Genomic DNA, 20006 nt, shown 5'->3' on the forward strand with positions numbered 1-20006 from the left:
CGGGATCTATGGATTCCCGCCCGTTTTTTTTCTCTTGACGATGAAACCCCCATCCGCACGGTTCGAATTCTCCGTCACATATATCGCGTTTAGCGATTTCCTTTCGAAAATCGCTTCGTAGACCGGCTGTTATCACGCGCTTATCATCGTTTTCACCTCATCTGGAGAGAGGCGATGACCTTTCCGCATTTCCGCTGTCGGCGCTAGACCGCTCGCATATCAAGCCTTTCGAACCGCTGACGCGGTTCTGACTTCTGTTGCCTGAATCCTGCTTCGTCCCGCCTGGCGGCTGACGCCGGATCGGCTCACTCTAAAAAATTTATTCAAGCGAGTTCACCATGCGTTTTTTTCGTTCGGCTGTGCGGCGTCTTCTGGGTACGAGACGAGTCTTAATGTCGGGCGCTGTGGGTGTAGCGCTTGCCGTCTCGACAGTGGGCGCCATCGCGTCGGAGACGCTCACCATCGGCACCGCCACCAGCCCGCAGATCGAGGCATTGAAGGTCGCAGCACGGGAAGCAAAAGAGCAGGGGCTGGACGTCAAGATCATCGAGTTCACCGACTGGAACACGCCGAACGCCGCTCTCGCAAACAAGGACATTGACGTCAACTACTTCCAGCACATTCCGTTTCTTGAGAACGCGAAGAAGCAGGGCGGCTATAACTTCGTTGCGATAGCGCCGGGCACGATCATGAAGATCGGTCTCTATTCAAAGAAGGTGAAGCGCTTCGAGGACCTGAAAGACGGCGCAACGGTGGCGATTGCCAACGATCCGGTCAACGGCGGACGCGGTCTGCTTCTGCTGCAGCGTGCGGGCCTTATCAAGCTGAAGCCGGGCGTCGATTTTCGTGCGACGACGCTCGACATCACGGATAACCCGAAGCATCTGAAGATCGTGCAGCTCGAAGCATCACAACTCGCGCGTTCGCTCGACGACGTCGATCTCGCACAGGGCTATCCGAGCTTCATCAAGCTTGCCGGCACAATCGATCCGAACAGCGCGCTACTGTTCGACGGACTGGAGAACAAGAACTACGCGATCCAGTGGGTGGTGCGGCCTGAGAGCGTGAACGACCCGCGTATCCGCAAGTTCATCGCGATCTACCAGCATTCGCCGGCCGTCCGCACGGCGCTCGACAAGGCATTCGGCACGCTATACGCGGTAGCCTGGTAATTCGTGCACGCCGCAAGAGGACGCATACGATGGCAAAGAAGAAGATCCTGCTGAACGCGTTCAACATGAACGCGGTCGGTCACATCAATCATGGTCTGTGGACGCATCCGCGCGATCGCTCCGCGCGCTACACGGATCTCGACTACTGGACGGATCTCGCGCAGACGCTCGAGCGCGGCAAGTTCGACGGGATCTTTCTGGCCGATATCGTTGGCGTGTACGACGTCTATCAGAATGGCCCGGATACGCCGTTGCGCGAAGCGGTGCAGATCCCGATCAACGATCCCGCGCTGATCGTGCCGGCGATGGCCCATGTGACGAAGCACATCGGCTTCGGTATCACGTCGAATCTCACGTACGAGCCGCCTTATCTGTTCGCGCGCCGCATGTCGACGCTCGATCATCTGACGAAGGGGCGTGTCGGCTGGAACATCGTCACCGGTTATCTCGACAGCGCGGCGCGCGGCATGGGCCTCACGCAGCAGATCAGCCACGACGACCGCTACGATCGTGCCGACGATTACATGGATGTGGTCTACAAGCTGTGGGAACAGAGCTGGGAAGACGATGCCGTTGTACGCGATCGGGCTACGCGCGTGTTTTCACATCCGGACAAGGTGCATCGTGTAAAGCATGACGGACCGTTCTATTCGATCGACGCGATTCATTTGAGCGAGCCTTCGCCGCAACGCACGCCTGTGCTGTATCAGGCGGGCTCATCCTCGCGTGGTGTGGACTTCGCGGCGCGACACGCGGAATGCGTATTCGTCGGCGGGCAGAACAAGCAGCTGACGCGTTCGATAGTCAACGACATTCGCGCCCGCGCCGTGCGCTTCGGACGCGCACCCGACGGCATCAGGATTTTTGCCGGCATCACGGTCGTTGTGGGCGCAACGGAACGCGAGGCACAGGAAAAATTCGATGAGTATCGCCGCTACGCGAGCGCCGAAGGCGGCATCGCGCATTTTTCCAGTTCGACGGGTATCGATTTTGCGCGCTACGAACTGGATGAACCGATTTCGTACGTGAAGACGGAGTCGATGCAATCAGCTGTTGAGGCGATTTCGAAGAAGAGCACGACGGGCGTGTGGACCAAACGCAAGGTGCTCGAACAGATGACGCTGGGGGGCCGCGCGAAACCCGTGGTGGGCTCGCCCCGTCAGATCGCGGACGAACTCGTGTCGTGGATCGAGGAAACCGGTATCGACGGTTTCAATCTGACGCGCACTGTGATGCCGGAATCGTTCGAAGACTTCGTCGATCTGGTGGTGCCCGAGTTGCAGAACCGTGGCGTGTACAAGGAAGACTACGACCCGGCGCCGACGCTGCGCGAAAAACTGTTCGGCGCGGGACGTGCGCGATTGCCCACGGTTCACGCGGGTGCGCAGCATCGCGTGTGGTCGCACTCAGCCGTCGACGCATGATTTGATCCCGGTTATCGCCGTATAAAAGAGGAATCGCTCAATGTCTACTCTGCTCGATTTGCCGCGGTTCATCGAAGAAACGCCGGCACCTGGTTCCATCACTGCGGATCGCAGCGCGACGCAGGCAGCAGTCGTATTCGATCATGTCGGCAAGGTTTTTTGCGGGCGTACAGGCACGCATACCGCACTTGCGAATGTCCGGTTCGACGTCGCGCGCGGTGAAGTGTTCGGCATTATCGGACGCAGTGGCGCGGGAAAGTCGACGCTGCTGCGTCTCGTCAACGGGCTGGAGAAGTCGAGTTCTGGCGCGGTGCGCGTGAACGGCGTGAGCGTCGGCGAACTCGATGAACGTGCGCTGGTGGGATTGCGGCGGCGTATCGGCATGGTGTTTCAGCAATTTAATCTTCTATCCGCCAGAACCGTGCGCGAGAACATCGCGTTGCCGCTCAGAATTGCAGGCGCCCCAAAGACCGCTATCGATGCGAAGGTCGATGCGCTGCTTGAACTTGTCGGGTTGTCGGCGAAGCACAATGCGTATCCGGCGAGTCTGTCCGGCGGCCAGAAGCAGCGCGTCGGCATTGCCCGTGCGCTCGTACACGACCCTGACATCCTCCTGTGTGACGAAGCGACCTCCGCGCTCGACCCTGAAACCACGCAGTCGATCCTCGCGTTGCTGCGTGATATCAATCGCCGGCTTGGCCTGACGATCGTGCTGATTACGCACGAAATGGAAGTGATCCGTGAAGTGTGCGACACGGTGGCCGTGCTCGAACGTGGCGAAGTTGCCGAGACGGGCCCGGTGTGGCGCGTGTTTGGCGATCCGCAGCACGACGCGACGCGCGCGTTGCTGCGTACGCTGGTTCATGACCTGCCCGCGGACCTCTCCGCGCGTGTTCGTCCATTGAACGACATGCCTCGAGGCGACGCACAGATCCTGCTGGACGTGCGCTTTACCGGCGCCAACGGTGAACCCGATCTCGGTGGTCTCGCCCAGGCGCTCGGTGCAGAAGGCGGCAAGGTGAATTTCGTGCATGGCGGAATCGACCGCATTCAAGGGCATGCGCAAGGACGGCTTGTTGTCACTGCGCAGCTGAAAGCGACAGCACAGGACGAAAAGAGCGTGCGCGCGCAGATAGCGACACTCGTCGACAGTGCGCGTCGCTATGCGAACCACGTGGAGGTGCTGGGCTATGTCTGACCTGTGGCTCTCCGAACTGGTCGGCGCGATTCGCGATACCGTTGTCATGGTGGGCGTATCTGCGCTGGTCGCGCTTGTGATCGGCATTCCGCTTGCGCTGGTGCTCGTCACCACAACGCGCGGCGGCATCTTCGAGCGGCGCGCGGTCAACTCGACGCTCGGCGCGCTCGTCAACGCATTCCGTTCGACGCCGTTCATCATCCTGCTCGTCGCGCTGCTGCCGTTGACGCGTCTTCTGATCGGCACAACCATCGGTGTGTGGGCCGCGATTGTTCCGCTCAGCATCGCGGCGATTCCGTTTTTTGCGCGTGTCGCCGAAGTGAGTCTGCGTGAGGTGGATCGTGGTTTGATCGAGGCGGCACAGGCGATGGGCGCGCAACGTCGTCACATCATCTGGCATGTGCTGCTGCCCGAAGCGCTTCCCGGCATTCTCGGCGGCTTCACCATTACCGTGGTCGCGATGATCGGCTCATCGGCGATGGCGGGTGCCGTCGGCGCGGGCGGTCTTGGCGATCTCGCGATCCGCTATGGCTATCAGCGTTTCGACACGACCGTGATGGTGACGGTTATCGTGCTGCTCATCGCGATTGTCACGGTGGTGCAGTTTGTCGGCGACCGTTTTGTACGACGGCTCACGCAGCGCACGTGAGCCCGCATCGATTCAGGTTCATCAGGAAAAGAGGAACATGACGCAGGCATACCTTTCCGGCCTCCTCGACGCATTGCGCGCAACCGCTGCGCAGCGTGACCGCGAAGGCGGCCACGCTGCGCAGGAAAAACAGTGGATTGCCGACACCGGCCTGCTGACGCTTGCCGTGCCCGCAGAATTTGGCGGCCGGGACGCACCGTGGCAGCAGATCTACGAAACCGTTCGTGCGATTGCGCGCGTCGACAGCGCGCTTGCGCACGTGTTGGGATTCCAGTTTCTGCAGGTGGCGAGCGTAAATGTCTGGGGCAACGATACCCAGCGCGCGCGTTACCTGAAAGGCACAGTCGACGGACCATGGTGGTGGGGCAACGCCGTCAATCCGCTCGATACACGACTGGTTGCAACCGCAACGGGTGACGGGGGCTACCGGCTCGATGGAAAGAAGGGATTTTGCTCCGGCACGCGAGGCTCGCAGATGATGACCGTCTCGGGGCACGACCCTGCGACCGGCAAGCCGATCTTCGCTGTCGTGCCGACTGCGCGCGAAGGCATCACGGTTCATGAAGACTGGAATCCGATCGGTCAACGTCAGACGGATAGCGGTAGCGTGTCGTTTGACAACGTCCACGTCGCAGCTGAAGAAGTGCTGCATCGCTCGGAAAGTCTACCGACACCGTACGCGTCGCTGCGCACGCTCGTCTCGCAGCTGGTGCTGACAAACCTGTTCGTCGGTATCGCGGAAGGCGCGCTCGAAGAGGCGCGCCGCTACATGACGGAGTACGTACGCCCATGGATCAGTTCCGGCGTCGAGAAGGCGACCGACGATCCGTATCAGATCCAGCGCTTTGGCGAGATGCGTCTGAAGGCAGTCAGCGCCGAGGCGCTTGCGACCCGCGCTGCGCAGGCACTCGACGATGCGTGGCGAAAGGGCGTTGAACTCACTGCCGAAGAACGTGCACACGTAGGGCTCGCCGTATCGGAAGCGAAGATACTCGCGCACCGCGCCGCGCTCGACGTCAGCGAAGGCCTGTTTGACGCCTGCGGCGCCCGCTCGACCGACGCGCCGCTCGCGTTCGACCGTTTCTGGCGCAATGCACGCGTCCATACGTTGCACGATCCGCTGGATTACCGCGTACGCGACGTCGGCCGTTTTGCGTTGAGCGGGACACTGCCGGAAGTTTCTTTGTACACTTGAGGTCGCCTGCAACGCCTGCTGGCAGGCGTTCACCCACCTCGAGAGACGACCGGCTTGCCATACAAATTACCCACCACCGCTACCGCGCCGTTCTGCCCATCCGAGGTCAAGGGATCGGTCGAGGTCCCGCAAGGCGCGCCGTTCTGGAAAAAGATCCTGCAGTTCGCGGGTCCGGGCCTGCTGATTTCGATCGGCTATATGGACCCGGGCAACTGGGCAACCGATATCGAAGCCGGCTCGCGCTACGGTTACAACCTGCTGTTCGTGGTGATGCTGTCGAGTCTCGCGGCGATGGCGTTGCAGTGCCTGAGCATGCGGCTCGGCATTGTGACCGGGCAGGATCTCGCGCAGCTTTCGCGTGCGCGGTACTCGCCGAACGTCGCGCGCGGGCAATGGTTGCTGGCGGAGCTATCGATCGTCGCGTGCGACCTGGCAGAGGTGCTGGGCGGCGCGCTCGCGTTTCATCTGCTCCTGGGTTGCTCGCTGACCACCGGCGTAATCCTCACCGCGTTCGATACGCTCATCGTGCTCGGCCTGCAGGGCAAGAATTTCCGTTCGCTTGAAGCGATCGTCCTGGGATTGATCGCGACCATCGGCCTCGGATACATCGTCGAACTCGCGCTGGTGCAGCCGCACTGGCCGTCCGTCGCGCAAGGACTCGTGCCGTCGTGGCACGCCCTCGGCGAGCGCGAGCCGCTGTATCTTGCGATCGGTATTCTCGGCGCGACCGTGATGCCGCATAACCTGTATCTGCATTCGTCGATCGTGCAGACGCGCGTTGTCAAACGCAACGTGCCCAATGTCGCAGCGGCGATCGGCCTGTCGCGCATCGATACGATTGTTTCGCTGGTGCTTGCACTGCTCATCAACGCGGCGATACTGATCCTTGCCGCGGCCGCGTTCCATGCAACCGGCCACAATCAGGTAACCGATATCGAAGATGCGTACAAGCTGCTCGCGCCAGTCGTCGGTAGCGGGCTGGCAGCGGTGCTGTTCGCGATCACACTGCTGGCGTCCGGGCAAAGTTCGACGTTTACCGGCACGGTTGCCGGGCAGGTCATCATGGAAGGCTTTCTGAAACTGAAGATTCCGTGCTGGCAGCGGCGCTTCATTACGCGTGCGCTTGCACTGGTACCGGCGTTGATTGGCGTGCAGATGATGGGCAACGGCGCAGTGGGGAAACTGCTGGTCGCAAGCCAGGTGGTGTTGAGCCTGCAACTGCCGTTTGCGCTCTGGCCGCTCATCCGCATGACGAACGACCGGACGCTGATGGGCGATTTCACGAACCGGCTACCGACGCGTCTGCTCGCATGGCTGCTGTTTGGCGTGATCAGTGCGGCGAACCTGTGGCTCGTGGTACAGACCGTCGGCTGGATCGCCTGACCCTTGAGCCTGAGCCTGCCTTGAACAACGTCAGGCGTTTTCGCCGGACATCGCGGGTACAAAAAAGAAAAACCGGCGCACAGGCGCCGGCTTCTAAAGGCACTTCACTTCGCACACTGAACTCAGGCAGCTTCAGCGATCTGCGCCGTTTCCAGCTTTGCCGCAGCGGCGGCTTTCTTTGTCTTTCCTGCGCGCGACGGCGGCTGGCATGCGCCACACACGACGTTGTGCTGCAGATCATGCCGGTGCGCCACAAACTTGCCCGTGCAACGGCAGCAGGGCGTGAGTTGCAGGATGTCGGCGTCGAAGAAACGCACGAGCGTCCATGCACGCGTCAGATCCAGCACCGGCTCGGCATCGCTGTGCTGGCAATGCTCCAGATACAGGCGATAACCCTTCGTCAGCGCGTCCAGATGCGAGCAGCGCGCTTCGTTCTTCAGGAACAGGTAAGTGTTATAGAAGAGCGAAGCATGAATATTGGCGAGCCATGTCATGTACCAGTCGGCCGAGAAAGGCAGCATGCCCTTCGGCGGCGATACACCCTTGACCTCGCGGTACAGGCGGATCATGCGGTCGCGGGAGAGCGTCAGTTCGCTCTCGAGCACCTGCATGCGCGCGCCGAGTTGAATCAACGCGATGGCGCGAAATACTTCCTGTGCGTCTTCCGTCAGACTTCGCTTAAGCATCGCCGTCACCTTTATGCGAACTGCTCTGCGGGCTGACCCGCTAGCAGGATAGCAGCGTGAGTCGGCGCCACTTCCGCGTGTTTCGTCGTCTGCGTCAACGCCGACAACATGGAGTGGTCGTTGAAGCGGAAAAAACATAAAAGCTGATCGGAAGCGGCCAGCTTGACGATCTGCGCGAGCGACAGCCCGGCAAGCAGATCAGCCAGTTCCGACGACAGTCCCAACCGGAACATTCCGATCGGCTTGTCCTCGCGCAGCATACGTTGCGCAAGCATGATGTAAGACAAGTTAATCTCGCGGATAGAATCCAGCGTCTCGCTGCTACGGTCCATTTTTCGTTTCCCGAAGCCCCGAATTACATTTTGTCGGCATTTTTTGCCGTTATGTTTTGTGCCCCGCCGGACACTGAAGATTTCCGGCGCCAGTGCAACTTTGATACAAGGTGTTACATCTCGTAACACCTTGGAGCGAATTGTATGAAGGCATATCTCGGAAATCAATCCTTTTCTCAAAAAATATCTCAAAAAACCAACGCCACTTTCGGTAACTTTTTCATACGCGTGCAATATGCCGGGCACAGGCTGTTTCACTCGTCGGATAAAACGCCTGGCTCGACGCAAAGCCTTGTGCGACGGGGATTCGGGAAAGTACTGATGAAAGTGGGAAGAAGGGAAGCGCGGGAAGGGAATGATATGCCGCTAAAAAGGAGCGAAGTAAAACTCGCCTTCTAGCTCGGTAAAAAATGCGGGTCCGTCTGGCGGCCCGGTTTGGGGTGATGTGTAACGCATACCTTTCGGTCAGACGTTACAAATGACGCCGAGTTTGTAACTGAGAGCAGCCCGTCCACCGGATACGTTCCACTTCGAGTCCAAAAAGGGGACGCAACCGGGTGTGGAAGACATTACCGGCAACCGCGACAACAGTCAGGCCAGCCGCACAGGCTGCCTGACACGATCCAGCTGAAATACACACCAATATTACAACCGTAGACCAGTCGGGCCTCGTAGCCTGGCAACAGGCCGCCAACCGGCGCCGCTGCTGGTGAGCGGGTAGCGGAACCGGGATCTGGGCAGCGCGAGCGGTGCCGGAGCACGTCTCGCGACCCTATTGCGCGTCGTGGAAGATGATGCCGAGAGTGTGCCGGTGCCCCGAGCGGAGCCGGCTCACGCCATGCCGCAACTTCACGCGATACGCTCCGCGCGTGCCCTGCACGGGGCGCTCGTTGACCGCGAAGATCACGGCGTCGCCCTTTGCAAGCGGCACGACTTCGGCGCGTGTCTGCATGCGTGGACGCTGTTCGGTCAGCACAAACTCGCCGCCGGTGAAGTCATGCTTCGGTTCCGACAACAGAATCGCGACCTGAATCGGGAACACGTGTTCGCCGTAGAGATCCTGATGCAGACAGTTGTAGTCGTCGGTGGCGTACTGGAGGATCAGCGGTGTTGGACGCAACTGGCCGGCTGCGTGACACCGTTGGAGAAACGCGTCGTGTGTGACCGGATAACGCGTGTCGAGATGCATGAGCGCGTTCCAGCGGTTGGCCACAGGCATCAGATGCGGATAAAGCGCCGCACGTAGCGTGCCGACGATATCCGGCAACGGATACGCAAAATACTTATATTCGCCGCGGCCAAAACCGTGCCGCGCCATCACGACACGGCTGCGATACAGATCGTCCTGCGGATAGCCGGCAGCGAACGCGTTGCATTCGGCTGCCGTGAGAAGTTGCGATACGTTGGCGCAACCATACTGATCGAGATTTTCTTCGACGCGCGACCAGTCGATCGCCTCGACGCGTTGTGCAATCGATCCGTTCTGGCCGGGGCGGCCGGGTTCACGCTCGGCGCCGCGCGGTTTCTGTTCGTGTTGCGGCTCAAACAGTGCCGTCTGGTTCATGTCCTGCTCCGTTGAATTCAGCGATGTGATGGCCTCAGTCTATGGAATCTGATCGCCCAGGACACTCCGCGTCTTGCGGTCTAATTCCCCGTTGAATGGGTCTTCGACGCGTTCTGCAACGCGTGCGCGCGCAGCGCTTCGGCCGTCTGCGGATCGGCGGGAAAAAACGCTTCGATCGCGAGTTCGGATAGCGTCACGTCGACGGGCGTGCCGAATACGGTGGTCGTGCTGTAGAACGACAGCACGCCGAGCACGGTGCGCACGCGCAACGGCACCGCGATCAGGCCGGTGTCGGATAGCGGATCTTCGTCGTCGGGCGCGGCGTCCGGCGGCGTCGGATAGGCCGCGAGTTCGTCGCGCAGCGCGGCGAGCGTTGCGTCCCCGCTGACATCGACCTGGCGTTGCAGACGCGCGAGCACATGCGCGCGCCACGCGTGCCAGTTGACGATCGACGAAGCCAGTCCGTCTGGATGCAGGCTGAGCCGCAGCGCGTTGACGGGCGCTTCCAGCAGCGCCGGGCTCGCATTGCCGGCCAGCAACGCGAGCGCACTGTTGACCGCGACGATCGTCCAGTGCCGGTCGACGGCGAGCGCCGGATACGGTTCGTGACCCTTCAGGACGAGATCGACCGCTTCGCGTGCGGCCGTGAGTTGCGGATCGGTCAGTGGCCGCTCGCGAAAGAGCGGCGCATAGCCTGCCGCGATGAGGAGCGCATTGCGCGCGCGCAGCGGCACGTCGAGACGCTCGGCGAGATGCATCACCATTTCGCGGCTCGGCACCGCGCGCCCCGACTCGACGAAGCTCAGATGCCGCGTCGAGATATCCGCCTCGGACGCGAGCAGCAACTGGCTCATGCGCCGCCGCTGACGCCACTCGCGCAGCAGTTCGCCGACAGTGCGACGGGCCGCCGATGTACCGGGCGGAACGATCCGGGAAGGGGGGTGGGAAGCGGAAAGTGTGTTCATGCTGCCGATGATAGCCAAACGACGCCGGGATTCCATTACCTCAAACGTAATCGACCCGCTGCCGTTCATCGCCGAACCTTCAGTCAGGGCCTGCCGTGGAAAAAGTGTTCGCGGTGCCGGGTCCCCTTTCCCTGAAAACCCGCTGAAGGAGGCTGTGATGAGCGCTTATACCCAATTGATCGACCAGTATTTCGACACCTGGAACGAAACCGACGCCGCGCGTCGCCGTGAGCTGATCGCGGCGACCTGGACCGACTACTGCGTCTATGTCGACCCGCTGCTCGCCGGTAACGGTCACGACGGCATCGACGCGATGATCCGTGCGGTCCATGAACGCTTTCCAGGGCACTCGTTTCGCCGCGCGTCGGACGTCGATGGCTTCGCGAACAACGTGCGCTTTTCGTGGTGGCTCGAAACACCCGAAGGCACGCCGATTGTGAAGGGCTCGGATTTCGGCGTCGTCGAGGCGTGCGGACGGTTGCGGACCGTCACCGGCTTTCTGGATCAGGTGCCGGGCGGCGCGTAACAGCGTCCCAGGGCCTGGACAGTCGCGCAGCGCTCAAAGCCTGCGCGGCCCGGCGCCTGTCATTACAATGCACCGGTACCGCGCCCGTTGGGCCGTCGCTGCGCGCCTTCTCCCGCCGTGCGCTGCACCCCTATCCGATGATGCATCAGCGATGCGACGGGTTGTGCGGGCGGCCAGTATGCCGGTACCGTACGGACACGGACTGCCTGCGAAGGCGGCCGTTGTGCTAACTGAACAGGAGAACAGGACGTGCTGAAGAATCTGGACCCGCTGCTGAACGCCGACATACTGCATGCACTGCGCGCGATGGGACATGGCGATGAACTCGTCATCTGCGATGCGAATTTCCCGTCCGACTCGGTTGCGCGCGCAACGGTGCTCGGCACGTTGCTGCGTCTCGATGGTGTCGATTCAGCGCGTGCCATTCGCGCGGTGCTGTCCGTGCTGCCGCTCGATACGTTCGTCGATCATCCTGCGCTGCGCATGGAAGTGGTCGGCGAGCCGGATACGATTCCCGTCGTGCAGCGTGAAGTGCAGGCCGAAATCAATGCCGCCGAAGGTCGGGATGTGCCGCTCGCATCGCTCGACCGTTTTGCATTTTATGAACGCGCGCGAGAGGCATATTGCGTGATCGCGACGGGCGAACAGCGTGGCTATGGCTGCTTCGTCTTCAAGAAGGGCGTGCTGCTCGCGCCGGACGCCCCCTTGGGGTAGGCCCCGAAGGAAGTGCCCTTGGGGCACGCCCCGAAGGAAGTCCCCTTGGGGGGTGCACCGCGAACGGGCGCTGGGACGCGCTGAGCCGGCGGCCCGGGGCGCAACGTCAACGTGCGTCTTTTCCCTTGGAAAACGACGGCAATGCACATATTCTGACGATCAGCGTCCGGGAACTGTCACGCTTTAGCCCGGTCTTCTGCTTATTCTTCACAGGAGCCCTCTCATGACGCGTCCCGTCGATTCCGGCGTAATCTTCATTGCACGCATCGCCCTTGCTGCACTGTTTTTATGGTCGGGCGTCATGAAGCTGGTTGGATACGCAGGCTTCGTGGGATATCTGCAGTCAAAGGGCGTGCCGTTCGTGCAGGTCGCCGCGCCGATCGTGGTTGCAATCGAAGCCCTCGGCGGGCTGTTCCTGGTTCTCGGCTTCAAGATCCGGCCACTCGGCATCATCATGGCGCTGTACGCGGTCGCGACGGCGATCATCGGTCACGATTTCTGGAACATCACCGATGCGGCCGTCCAGCATGACATGGTCATTCATTTCTGGAAGAACATCGCGATTGCCGGTGGTTTCCTGCTGCTGTTCGTGACCGGCGCGGGCCGCATCAGCATCGACGGCGCGCGGGCGCCGCGCAGCGGGCTGGGTCTGTAACTTGCTGGTCCTGCTGGACTTTAGTGGATGCAGCAGGCGGCCGCGAGCAAGGATTGATCAGCTATGCGAGGATGATTTCGGAATATCCATGCAGGGAGCAGATGATGATTCAAAGCTTCGAGCAGACTATCGGTGGCAAGGTGCTGCGGCTTTGCGCGAGCCTCGGCGAAGGACCGACACCTCATCGCGTGATTATCAGCGAGGCTGATTCGGCGAAAACGCTGGTGATTCTCGACGCATCCGGCTTCATCAGCACGATCAAGGCGGAAATCGAGGATCCCCCAAAGCTGATTGAAAATGCGATCCGCAAGGTGCAGGAAGAAGGGCTTGTCGAACGTGCGCTCGATACGGGCGAGATCCAGGAAACCACGCTTTGACGGCGATTCCATAAGGCGCTTCATCCGGCGTTTCTGAACATAACAACACCCACGATGCTCACGCTTCGTGGGTGTTGTGCTTTTGGCGCACCCGGTACGTCACCCTGAACCTGAACGCGCCGTTTATTGCTGACGCGGCTCGCGGCTCGCGGCTCGCGCGCAAGGCCTGGGCGCGTCGTCGGCATGCGCGAATGATCCATCGCCGCATGACGCACTGACGACGCGTCTAACGCGACTGGCGAGCGTCCTTGATAAAGAACGTCGTCAGCGCGCCGAGGATACAGATCGTGCCGACATACATCGGTGCCGCCATCGGATCCGACTTCATCATCAACGACACGACGATCGGCGTCAGGCCGCCGAACACCGCATATGCGACGTTGTACGAAAACGAAATGCCGGAGAACCGTACGACCGGCGGAAACGCTTTGACCATCACGAACGGAATCGCACCGATCACGCCGACGAGAAAGCCCGTCGCGCCGTAAAACGGCACGAGCGACGACGTATCGACGGTGAATTGCCGGAACATTGCGTAGTAGCACGCCGCCAGCGCAAGGCCACCGATGAAGATCGTGCGCGCCGCGCCAATACGGCCAGCGATCGAGCCCGCCATCACACAACCGACCGTCAGACACAGCGTCGCAACAGAGTTGGCGAGCAGCGCTGTTTCCGGTGAGATGTGAAACTGCTTCTGCAATAGCGTCGGCGTCATCAGGATTACGACGACGATCGCCGCCGACAGCATCCACGTGAGCAGCATCGAAATGATCACTGCGCGGCCGTGATCGCGCAGGACGGCCTTCAACGGAATTTCCGCGGCAAGCGATTTGCGCTGCTTCATTTCGGCAAACACCGGTGTTTCGTGCAGCCAGCGACGCAGATAAACCGAGAAGAGGCCGAACACGCCGCCGAGCAGGAACGGGACACGCCACGCGTAGCCGGCGATTTCAGCAGGCGCGAACTGATGATTGACCGCGGCCGCGATCAACGAGCCAAGCAGGATGCCGGCAGTAAGACCCGCCGTCAGCGTGCCGCACGCATAACCAATATGACGCTGCGGCACATGCTCCGAGACGAACACCCACGCGCCCGGCACTTCGCCGCCGACCGCCGCGCCCTGCATCACGCGAAACAGAAGCAGCAGCACCGGCGCCATCACGCCGATGCTGGCATAGGTCGGCAACAGGCCCATCAGAAGCGTCGGCAGCGCCATCAGCAGCACGCTCAGCGTGAACATCCGCTTGCGTCCGAACAGGTCGCCGAAGTGCGCCATGATGATGCCACCCAGCGGTCGTGCAAGATATCCCGCGGCAAAAATGCCGAAGGTCTGCACCTGACGCAGCCATTCGGGCATCGAAGCGGGGAAGAACAGGTGGCCGAGAACCGGCGCGAAAAACACGAAGATGATGAAGTCGTAGAACTCGAGTGCGCCGCCGAGTGCGGCCAGTCCTAATGTCTTGTAGTCGCTGCCGGTGAGGGCGCGTGGTGTAGCGGGTTGTGCTCTACCCAGTTCCGTAGCTTGCATTGCGATGTAGTAGTTGTGAATTGAAACGTCACGCGCGGGGCGTGGAATGCGGCGTCGTCGGGCGAGAGGTGTGGAAAGCGCAGGGGTAGGGCACGGAACACGGGCACGCCCGCCCGGATAAGGGCACGCGTGTTGACGACTTTTTGCCAGCCCGCGATTTTACAGGATGAAAGCTTGGGCCGTGCGAAGCACCGTCGCGAGCGGCTAGCGCGGCGAAGACGCGGGAGACGGGCGACAATACCGGCATGCGCGTTGAAATTCGGACTGATCTTATGGGCCGGGGGAGGAGGCGCCAACAGAATCGCGGGCGAACCCACTTGTAAGAGCCCTCTCATGCGTATTGCCATCCTTCAGCGCGACCCCGTCTATTGCAAGAGCATCGAAAAGATCATCATCGAGGCAGGGCACGCGTGCCTGACGTATCAGGACGGCTTGACTCTGTCGAAAGCGCTGGCGCACTCGACCGTCGACATGCTGGTCCTCGACTGGCATGGCATGCGTCTTGCGGGCGGCGACATTCTGAAATCGGTGCGCTCGGTGGGCGGGGACCAGTTGCCCGTCATGTTCGCGTCGATGGATGGTTCGGAAGAGAGTATGGTGCGCGCATTCACGTTCGGCGCAGATGACTACGTGACGTTGCCGCTGCGTCCATTCGAATTTCGCGCGCGCGTTCGTGCATTGCTGCGCCGCGCGTATCCGGAGCGGCACGGCGCGGCACGCTTTGACTGCGGGCCGTATCACTTCGATACGGTCCGCGACCCGCAAAGCCTTACCCAGTAAGGGCTGTTCAATACTTGTTCAAAATTCGTTCAAAACCCGATACTAATGTCGTGCGCTTTTTTGCCTGCCATAGACTTTCTCATCGCTAAGATTGAGGTAACCGTCGACTATCGCAGCAACGTCGAGGAGGACCGTTCCGGTCGCGCCCGCGCGGCGCTCGGAACTCTTGCGTATGCAGGCGTGCTCGTTCGAACCGTTCGCGTTTTCCCGATCCAACACTCGTACATCGTGGTTGACGGCAAGACGGTGGAAACGGGCAGCTACAACTTCGTGTGACACGTATCACAGGCGAAAACCTGTGAACGCTTGATTTGTCATTGTTCGATTATGACGTTGAAGTTCGACGTTGTGATAGCGAACCCGTCGTGCGACCGACAGTAGCCTAGGAGGGCATGCGGTGCTGGCAACGGCGTCGTTTGAAACCCCACCGACAACGTACTCCCCGTTCGCGGGTGCAAGATCACCGCGAGGTGATCGGGGAGATACTCCCAGCCGCACTGGGGTAAAGAGGCAAGGCTGGCTGGTATGGGTAACAGATGTGAACTGCTGATAAATGTCGTCAAGCTGGAAAAGGTGCCAAAGCGGCTGTCAGGCATTGACCAAACGGTACAGGTGGTCGGTTGTCTCACTGTAGTTTTGAGACACGTCGCTATCAGACCCCCGGCAAATGGGCAGACCCTAACCCGGTCGTGTGGCCAATCAGGAACGTGGTAAGCCCGTATCGCCGCCTTCGGGCAGGTGAACCGCAAGGAACACTGTTGGCGGTGCGGGTAAGAGAGGACGGAAAAAGCAAATGCCGGACTGTAATGGACCGGATAGGGGTTGCGACATCATCCCGCGCGAAAGCACGCCTACTTCCGTCTGGTCTTTCGTTGCAAGACCTCTGACTGACCCAGCATCTATCTGTAATCGGCCAACGCCGATCACGAAGTAGGAGAGCAGCATGGAAGTATCTGAACACAGTGTTGGATCTGCGCTCTCCGACGGGCCGTTGTCCTGGAATTCCATCGACTGGAAGCGGGTTCAACGAAACGTCCGGGGGACGCAGATGCGAATTGCAAAGGCGACACAGGAACGCGACTGGCGCAAGGTGAAAGCCTTGCAAAGATCGCTGACCCGCTCGTTTTCCGCCAAAGCATGGGCGGTGAAGCGAGTGACTGAGAACCAGGGCAAACGGACTTCTGGTGTAGACCGTGAGCTATGGGACTCGCCCGAGAGTCGGTTTAGGGCGCTTGGCAAGTTGAACACGCGGGGATACAGGCCACTGCCTCTGCGGCGCGTCTTCATCCCGAAGTCGAATGGAAAACAACGCCCATTGGGAATTCCAACCATGAGGGACAGGTCGATGCAAGTCCTGTACCAATTGGCTTTGGACCCGGTATCGGAGTCGACGAGTGACACGAATTCGTACGGATTCCGACTTAATCGTTCGACCGCTGATGCAGGGGAGCACTTGTTCATCTGCCTTGCGCCTCGCCGCTCCGCCCAATGGGTACTTGAGGCTGATATCGCCGGCTGTTTCGACAATATCAGTCACGAGTGGCTACTTGACCAGGAAGCTACTCCGCAAGTGGCTAAAGGCGGTGGTCGTATTCGAACGTGAGTTTCAGGACACGACTGCCGGAACGCCGCAAGGGGGAATCATCTCTCCTACATTGGCGAACATGGCTCTGAACGGCCTGGAATTTGGACTTCGGCAACACCTTCGGGTGACGCTGGGTGTTCGGAATGCCATCCGTCAGAAAGTCAATATGTCGCGTTACGCGGATGACTTTGTTATCACCGGCGCCTCGAAAGAGGTGTTGGAAAATACGGTCAAACCATGGGTTGAAACCTTTCTGGCACGTCGCGGATTGGCCCTATCCACGGAAAAAACGCGGATTACACATATAGACGATGGCTTCGATTTTCTTGGCTGGAATTTCCGGACGGGAAGCTCCTGATCAAGCCGAGCACGAAGAACGTGAAAGCGTTCTATCGCACCGTGCGTGAAGCGGTCACTCCCAACAAGATGGTTAAACAGGAAGTGCTTATTCAACTGTTGAACCCGAAGCTGCGGGGCTGGGCGCAGTATCACCGGCACGTAGTCGCCAAGGCGGTGTTCAGGCGAATGGATCATCTCATCTTCTGGCTGCTCTGGCGACGGGCACGGCGGCGTCACCCGAACAAGGCTCCCACGTGGGTGAGGCGGCGATATTTCCAGACGATGGGACACAGGCACTGGGTATTTGCTACGACTGTTTCGGGGCATGGGGCCAATGGGCGCGCTGTATTGCACAGCACGTCTCATGCTCCGATTCGACGTCACATCAAGGTCAAAGGGGACTACAACCCCTACGATCCGCAATGGGAACTGTACGGCGAGACGCTACGGCAAAACTGGACGTTCGACCAGATGCAACACCGACGCGAGTGGTCGAAGCTGTACAAGTCACAGCGGGGCCGGTGCGTACTGTGCGATGGACCGATTACGAAAGAGACGGGATGGCACGACCATCACATCGAATATCGCCAGTATGGCGGATCGAACGCTCTCAGTAATCGTGTTCTTCTACATCCTGTCTGTCATCAGAATCTGCACGCCCGTGGGCTCTCAGTTGTGAAACCGGCCTATGAAAATGGGCTTTGAAAGGCTTGAGCTGTATGCGGGGAAACTCGCACGTACAGTTCTTAGGGGAGGATGCGGCGGTAACGCCGTGTCCTTACCCGATACCCAGCAGGCAGCCAGGTACAACTCGGAAAACGCGCTGGTCGTTAGTGGCAACGACGACTTCGTTGACGCGTATCTGAGGAACTGGTCGACCGTGTCTGCGTTAGGCGAGGTCTACAGCGCTCCGTAGCCGTGTTGCGGCATGCAGTTCTGCCAATCGGTCGGACGTGCTGGCTGCTTATCTAAAGTCTTTCCTTCCCTTGCGGGCAGTTCCCGCAAGGGGATTGCTTCGCTGGACATGGAGCATCAATGAACCCCACTGAAACATTGCTGCACGGCGCAGGCATGCCGATTCGGCAACGCAACGCGGAACTGGATAGCGGTCTGCTGATGCGGGTCGGCATTCCGCACACTGGCGGAAAGCTCGCGTTTCACGCATTCAACGAAGGGTACGCAGCGATGGTGTCCGCCAACGCGTTCTGGGATGCATCACGCGGTCGCTTTCGCATTCCCGAGGCGACGAACCTGACCGAGCTCGACGTTGCGCTCGACAGCGCTGGCTACGTCGTCATGATGCTGTGGCAATCACGCGGAAGGCAGCCAGGAATGGCGAATATATTTGCTGGGTGCTTCCGGTTAGGGGCTCCTTCCCTTGACCGGGCTTTCCCGTGACAGCGACTTTGGGCGACTAGACACAGCCACGTCAACCGACCCTTGTCGCCGGTTCGGCCCTCCACCTTTTGATCGTCAAAGAATTGTCCTAGGATAGAAAAACTGAGGTACCTCAGTCGACTCGCCGAGCGGCCACAAGGAGCGACATGTCATGCATGCTGATCCCGTTGAATACAGGACATCGACGATCATGCCTCTGGCCCCAATTTCCATCCCAAGCTACGCAGCAACAGCGATAGTCACGCATCGGAACGGCAAACGCGAAGCATTGGGCATTCTGGGTTACTTTGCATCCGAGAGCGCGGCATGCCTGTTTGCCATTGAATACGCAAAAGCCCATATCGACGGTCGGCGACGCCCAAAGCCGCCGTTTTCCCTTCGGTAAGTCTGCGCCGGCTGTTTGTGCCATCGAAGTTAGCGACGCCGGATAGCTCGCGTAAGCGCTGAAGAGATTTCGCATGTAAAAAACCGCAGACATTGCTGCGGCCCGAAACACACACGTCGCGCTAGGGGCGCTGACGTTGATTCTATCCTACACATCCGCGCTTCTGAAGCAATCAGGCATCTCGTCTGAATATATGCGAGAGGCCGCATTGCCGCATCTACCGTGGGGCGGACCTATATGAATCGCAGCCGCAGGTATTGCAGAATGGCCACAGAGCCAGTCGTCTGGCACGTATCCGTCAGCGGAACCCGTGTTGACGGTGTCGCGCGGTTAGATGTCGACGATCTTCCGCAATAGAGTGTAAGAGACCCGCCAATGGCCTTCCGAATCATTAACAGCGATGGACGCGGTTTTTGCGTTGAGCCGGACGATGATGCCGACCCGCTCGCTCAGATGTTTGTCGGTGAAACCGACGGTGTCACCAATGAAGAATTCCTCTCGCTGAGCTCGCGGTGGCGGCGACGGAGGCGCGTGAGTTGGGCCGCTCGCAGTGTCAGGGATAATCGCCGCGTATAGCACTGACCAACGCTGACGGCTCTGGTTGTCCTGGATCACTGCCTGGGTTTGCCTCAGCTCCACCACCGTCCCGTGCGAAGGTGGTGCGAGGGGATCGCCCCCGATATAGCTGACCTCCATTCCCAGATGCAGGCGTTGACGTACCTCGAGAATGCGTCGCGGGTCGTCCAGCATTTTGCCGATGGCGAGATAGAGGCGATACAACTCGGCGCTGGGCGCCTGCCGAAGCGAGTCGAGAATGTCCATGAATGTGTAGGCGTTTAACGGGCGAGCGGCAACAGTTCGTGCACGCGGTTGACAGGATACGACGGCAACTTCTCAAGTGTGTCCTTGAGCCATGCATAAGGCTCGAAGCCGTTCAGACGAGCCGTACCGAGCAGTGAATACATCGTGGCTGCGGCTCTTGCGCCTCTCGGCGAGCCTGCGAACATCCAGTTCGCCCTCCCGAGAGCAATTGGCCTGATTTGCCGCTCTAACGCATTATGCCGACTTCCGGATTATGCCGCGTCATGAATCCACAGGCGCAGCAGTTGGGCGGATCCCTGTTCCGGGTCGCTCGGATTGTCGGCATTATT

Annotated in this window: 20 protein-coding genes and 4 pseudogenes; 16 read left to right on the top strand and 8 right to left on the bottom strand. The window is 60.1% G+C overall.

Translation table 11 applies throughout. The annotated features are described in order from the left end of the window. The first annotated feature begins 338 nt into the window (after nt 1-338). From P3T16_RS17185 to P3T16_RS17210, 6 genes are read left to right on the top strand one after another with little or no spacing between them, the layout of a single operon-like run. On the top strand, nt 339-1172 hold the full coding sequence (locus P3T16_RS17185) for a MetQ/NlpA family ABC transporter substrate-binding protein (protein WP_429343171.1): 834 nt from the start codon (nt 339-341) through the stop codon (nt 1170-1172). Between the two features lie 29 nt (nt 1173-1201). After that, nucleotides 1202-2596, top strand: coding sequence for an LLM class flavin-dependent oxidoreductase (locus P3T16_RS17190; RefSeq protein ID WP_429343172.1), 1395 nt, complete (start codon nt 1202-1204; stop codon nt 2594-2596). Between the two features lie 40 nt (nt 2597-2636). Next, on the top strand, nt 2637-3794 hold the full coding sequence (locus P3T16_RS17195) for a methionine ABC transporter ATP-binding protein (RefSeq protein WP_429343173.1): 1158 nt from the start codon (nt 2637-2639) through the stop codon (nt 3792-3794). Continuing rightward, nucleotides 3787-4443: a methionine ABC transporter permease gene (locus P3T16_RS17200; protein WP_429343174.1), complete on the top strand. Its 657-nt coding sequence runs from the start codon at nt 3787-3789 to the stop codon at nt 4441-4443. Before P3T16_RS17195 ends, P3T16_RS17200 begins: the two co-directional genes overlap by 8 nt. A 37-nt stretch (nt 4444-4480) precedes the next feature. Continuing rightward, entirely contained in the window at nt 4481-5638 is a 1158-nt protein-coding gene (locus tag P3T16_RS17205; protein WP_429343175.1) for an acyl-CoA dehydrogenase family protein, read from the top strand. Nucleotides 5639-5692: 54 nt separating this feature from the next. After that, the gene (locus P3T16_RS17210) at nt 5693-7021 is read left to right on the top strand and encodes an Nramp family divalent metal transporter (RefSeq protein WP_429255914.1); all 1329 of its coding nucleotides are present in this window, start codon (nt 5693-5695) and stop codon (nt 7019-7021) included. Between the two features lie 122 nt (nt 7022-7143). Here P3T16_RS17210 and flhC read toward each other — a convergent pair whose 3' ends face one another. Beyond that, nucleotides 7144-7707, bottom strand: a complete 564-nt coding sequence (gene flhC / locus P3T16_RS17215) for a flagellar transcriptional regulator FlhC (RefSeq protein ID WP_429255913.1) — start codon at nt 7705-7707, stop codon at nt 7144-7146. Between the two features lie 11 nt (nt 7708-7718). Then, the gene (gene flhD, locus P3T16_RS17220) at nt 7719-8039 is read right to left on the bottom strand and encodes a flagellar transcriptional regulator FlhD (protein WP_429255912.1); all 321 of its coding nucleotides are present in this window, start codon (nt 8037-8039) and stop codon (nt 7719-7721) included. Nucleotides 8040-8183: 144 nt separating this feature from the next. On the opposite strand from flhD, the gene P3T16_RS17225 reads away from it, so the two are divergent. Beyond that, nucleotides 8184-8438, top strand: a complete 255-nt coding sequence (locus tag P3T16_RS17225) for a hypothetical protein (protein ID WP_429343176.1) — start codon at nt 8184-8186, stop codon at nt 8436-8438. A 73-nt stretch (nt 8439-8511) separates the two neighbouring features. Here P3T16_RS17225 and P3T16_RS17230 read toward each other — a convergent pair. The 3 genes and pseudogenes from P3T16_RS17230 to P3T16_RS17240 form a co-directional block, all read right to left on the bottom strand. Further along, nucleotides 8512-8755, bottom strand: a pseudogene (locus P3T16_RS17230) (YeeE/YedE thiosulfate transporter family protein); the annotation flags it as partial. A 56-nt stretch (nt 8756-8811) separates the two neighbouring features. After that, nucleotides 8812-9603, bottom strand: a complete 792-nt coding sequence (locus tag P3T16_RS17235) for a 2OG-Fe(II) oxygenase (protein ID WP_429343177.1) — start codon at nt 9601-9603, stop codon at nt 8812-8814. Between the two features lie 80 nt (nt 9604-9683). Then, complete coding sequence (locus P3T16_RS17240; protein ID WP_429343178.1) at nt 9684-10604, bottom strand: helix-turn-helix domain-containing protein; 921 nt, start codon at nt 10602-10604, stop codon at nt 9684-9686. Nucleotides 10605-10725: 121 nt separating this feature from the next. Here P3T16_RS17240 and P3T16_RS17245 point away from each other — a divergent pair, with 121 nt between their 5' ends. The 4 genes from P3T16_RS17245 to P3T16_RS17260 all read left to right on the top strand — a co-directional run bounded on the left by P3T16_RS17245 (nt 10726) and on the right by P3T16_RS17260 (nt 12840). Next, a complete protein-coding gene (locus P3T16_RS17245; RefSeq protein ID WP_429343179.1) occupies nt 10726-11094 on the top strand; it encodes a nuclear transport factor 2 family protein in 369 nt (122 codons plus the stop codon). Between the two features lie 249 nt (nt 11095-11343). Continuing rightward, nucleotides 11344-11808 carry an RbsD/FucU family protein gene (locus P3T16_RS17250; RefSeq protein WP_429255907.1) on the top strand — a complete coding sequence of 155 codons (465 nt, stop codon included), beginning with the start codon at nt 11344-11346 and terminating at the stop codon, nt 11806-11808. Between the two features lie 223 nt (nt 11809-12031). After that, nucleotides 12032-12463, top strand: coding sequence for a DoxX family protein (locus tag P3T16_RS17255; RefSeq protein ID WP_429343180.1), 432 nt, complete (start codon nt 12032-12034; stop codon nt 12461-12463). Nucleotides 12464-12567: 104 nt separating this feature from the next. Continuing rightward, nucleotides 12568-12840 carry a hypothetical protein gene (locus tag P3T16_RS17260; protein WP_429255939.1) on the top strand — a complete coding sequence of 91 codons (273 nt, stop codon included), beginning with the start codon at nt 12568-12570 and terminating at the stop codon, nt 12838-12840. Nucleotides 12841-13066: 226 nt separating this feature from the next. On the opposite strand, the gene P3T16_RS17265 is transcribed toward P3T16_RS17260, so the two are convergent. Further along, nucleotides 13067-14368 carry an MFS transporter gene (locus tag P3T16_RS17265; protein WP_429343181.1) on the bottom strand — a complete coding sequence of 434 codons (1302 nt, stop codon included), beginning with the start codon at nt 14366-14368 and terminating at the stop codon, nt 13067-13069. Nucleotides 14369-14701: 333 nt separating this feature from the next. Here P3T16_RS17265 and P3T16_RS17270 point away from each other — a divergent pair. The 5 genes and pseudogenes from P3T16_RS17270 to P3T16_RS17290 form a co-directional block, all read left to right on the top strand. Then, nucleotides 14702-15124 (top strand): annotated as a pseudogene (locus P3T16_RS17270) (response regulator); the annotation flags it as partial. Nucleotides 15125-15193: 69 nt separating this feature from the next. After that, entirely contained in the window at nt 15194-15424 is a 231-nt protein-coding gene (locus P3T16_RS17275; RefSeq protein WP_429343182.1) for a hypothetical protein, read from the top strand. Nucleotides 15425-16091: 667 nt separating this feature from the next. Then, nucleotides 16092-17777, top strand: a pseudogene (gene ltrA, locus P3T16_RS17280) (group II intron reverse transcriptase/maturase). A 330-nt stretch (nt 17778-18107) separates the two neighbouring features. Next, nucleotides 18108-18470, top strand: coding sequence for a hypothetical protein (locus tag P3T16_RS17285; protein WP_429343183.1), 363 nt, complete (start codon nt 18108-18110; stop codon nt 18468-18470). Nucleotides 18471-18621: 151 nt separating this feature from the next. After that, nucleotides 18622-18855, top strand: a complete 234-nt coding sequence (locus P3T16_RS17290) for a hypothetical protein (RefSeq protein ID WP_429343184.1) — start codon at nt 18622-18624, stop codon at nt 18853-18855. Between the two features lie 330 nt (nt 18856-19185). On the opposite strand, the gene P3T16_RS17295 is transcribed toward P3T16_RS17290, so the two are convergent. Both P3T16_RS17295 and P3T16_RS17300 read right to left on the bottom strand, forming a co-directional pair. After that, nucleotides 19186-19677, bottom strand: coding sequence for a hypothetical protein (locus tag P3T16_RS17295; protein WP_429343185.1), 492 nt, complete (start codon nt 19675-19677; stop codon nt 19186-19188). Between the two features lie 14 nt (nt 19678-19691). Continuing rightward, nucleotides 19692-19916, bottom strand: a pseudogene (locus P3T16_RS17300) (transposase domain-containing protein); the annotation flags it as partial. Between the last annotated feature and the right edge of the window lie 90 nt (nt 19917-20006).

Source organism: Paraburkholderia sp. GAS42 (assembly GCF_050436565.1).
Classification (GTDB): domain Bacteria; phylum Pseudomonadota; class Gammaproteobacteria; order Burkholderiales; family Burkholderiaceae; genus Paraburkholderia.

Excerpts from the sequence above, each read along its gene's own strand:
- P3T16_RS17260 (WP_429255939.1), top strand. The coding sequence starts at position 12,568 with ATGATTCAAAGCTTCGAGCAGACTATCGGTGGCAAGGTGCTGCGGCTT.
- P3T16_RS17205 (WP_429343175.1), top strand. The coding sequence starts at position 4,481 with ATGACGCAGGCATACCTTTCCGGCCTCCTCGACGCATTGCGCGCAACC.
- flhD (WP_429255912.1), bottom strand. The coding sequence starts at position 8,039 with ATGGACCGTAGCAGCGAGACGCTGGATTCTATCCGCGAGATTAACTTG.
- P3T16_RS17290 (WP_429343184.1), top strand. The coding sequence starts at position 18,622 with ATGCATGCTGATCCCGTTGAATACAGGACATCGACGATCATGCCTCTG.
- P3T16_RS17195 (WP_429343173.1), top strand. The coding sequence starts at position 2,637 with ATGTCTACTCTGCTCGATTTGCCGCGGTTCATCGAAGAAACGCCGGCA.
- P3T16_RS17235 (WP_429343177.1), bottom strand. The coding sequence starts at position 9,603 with ATGAACCAGACGGCACTGTTTGAGCCGCAACACGAACAGAAACCGCGC.
- P3T16_RS17255 (WP_429343180.1), top strand. The coding sequence starts at position 12,032 with ATGACGCGTCCCGTCGATTCCGGCGTAATCTTCATTGCACGCATCGCC.
- P3T16_RS17190 (WP_429343172.1), top strand. The coding sequence starts at position 1,202 with ATGGCAAAGAAGAAGATCCTGCTGAACGCGTTCAACATGAACGCGGTC.
- P3T16_RS17285 (WP_429343183.1), top strand. The coding sequence starts at position 18,108 with ATGAACCCCACTGAAACATTGCTGCACGGCGCAGGCATGCCGATTCGG.
- P3T16_RS17275 (WP_429343182.1), top strand. The coding sequence starts at position 15,194 with ATGTCGTGCGCTTTTTTGCCTGCCATAGACTTTCTCATCGCTAAGATT.
- P3T16_RS17185 (WP_429343171.1), top strand. The coding sequence starts at position 339 with ATGCGTTTTTTTCGTTCGGCTGTGCGGCGTCTTCTGGGTACGAGACGA.
- P3T16_RS17225 (WP_429343176.1), top strand. The coding sequence starts at position 8,184 with ATGAAGGCATATCTCGGAAATCAATCCTTTTCTCAAAAAATATCTCAA.
- P3T16_RS17295 (WP_429343185.1), bottom strand. The coding sequence starts at position 19,677 with ATGGACATTCTCGACTCGCTTCGGCAGGCGCCCAGCGCCGAGTTGTAT.
- P3T16_RS17240 (WP_429343178.1), bottom strand. The coding sequence starts at position 10,604 with ATGGAATCCCGGCGTCGTTTGGCTATCATCGGCAGCATGAACACACTT.
- P3T16_RS17245 (WP_429343179.1), top strand. The coding sequence starts at position 10,726 with ATGAGCGCTTATACCCAATTGATCGACCAGTATTTCGACACCTGGAAC.
- P3T16_RS17265 (WP_429343181.1), bottom strand. The coding sequence starts at position 14,368 with ATGCAAGCTACGGAACTGGGTAGAGCACAACCCGCTACACCACGCGCC.
- flhC (WP_429255913.1), bottom strand. The coding sequence starts at position 7,707 with ATGCTTAAGCGAAGTCTGACGGAAGACGCACAGGAAGTATTTCGCGCC.
- P3T16_RS17200 (WP_429343174.1), top strand. The coding sequence starts at position 3,787 with ATGTCTGACCTGTGGCTCTCCGAACTGGTCGGCGCGATTCGCGATACC.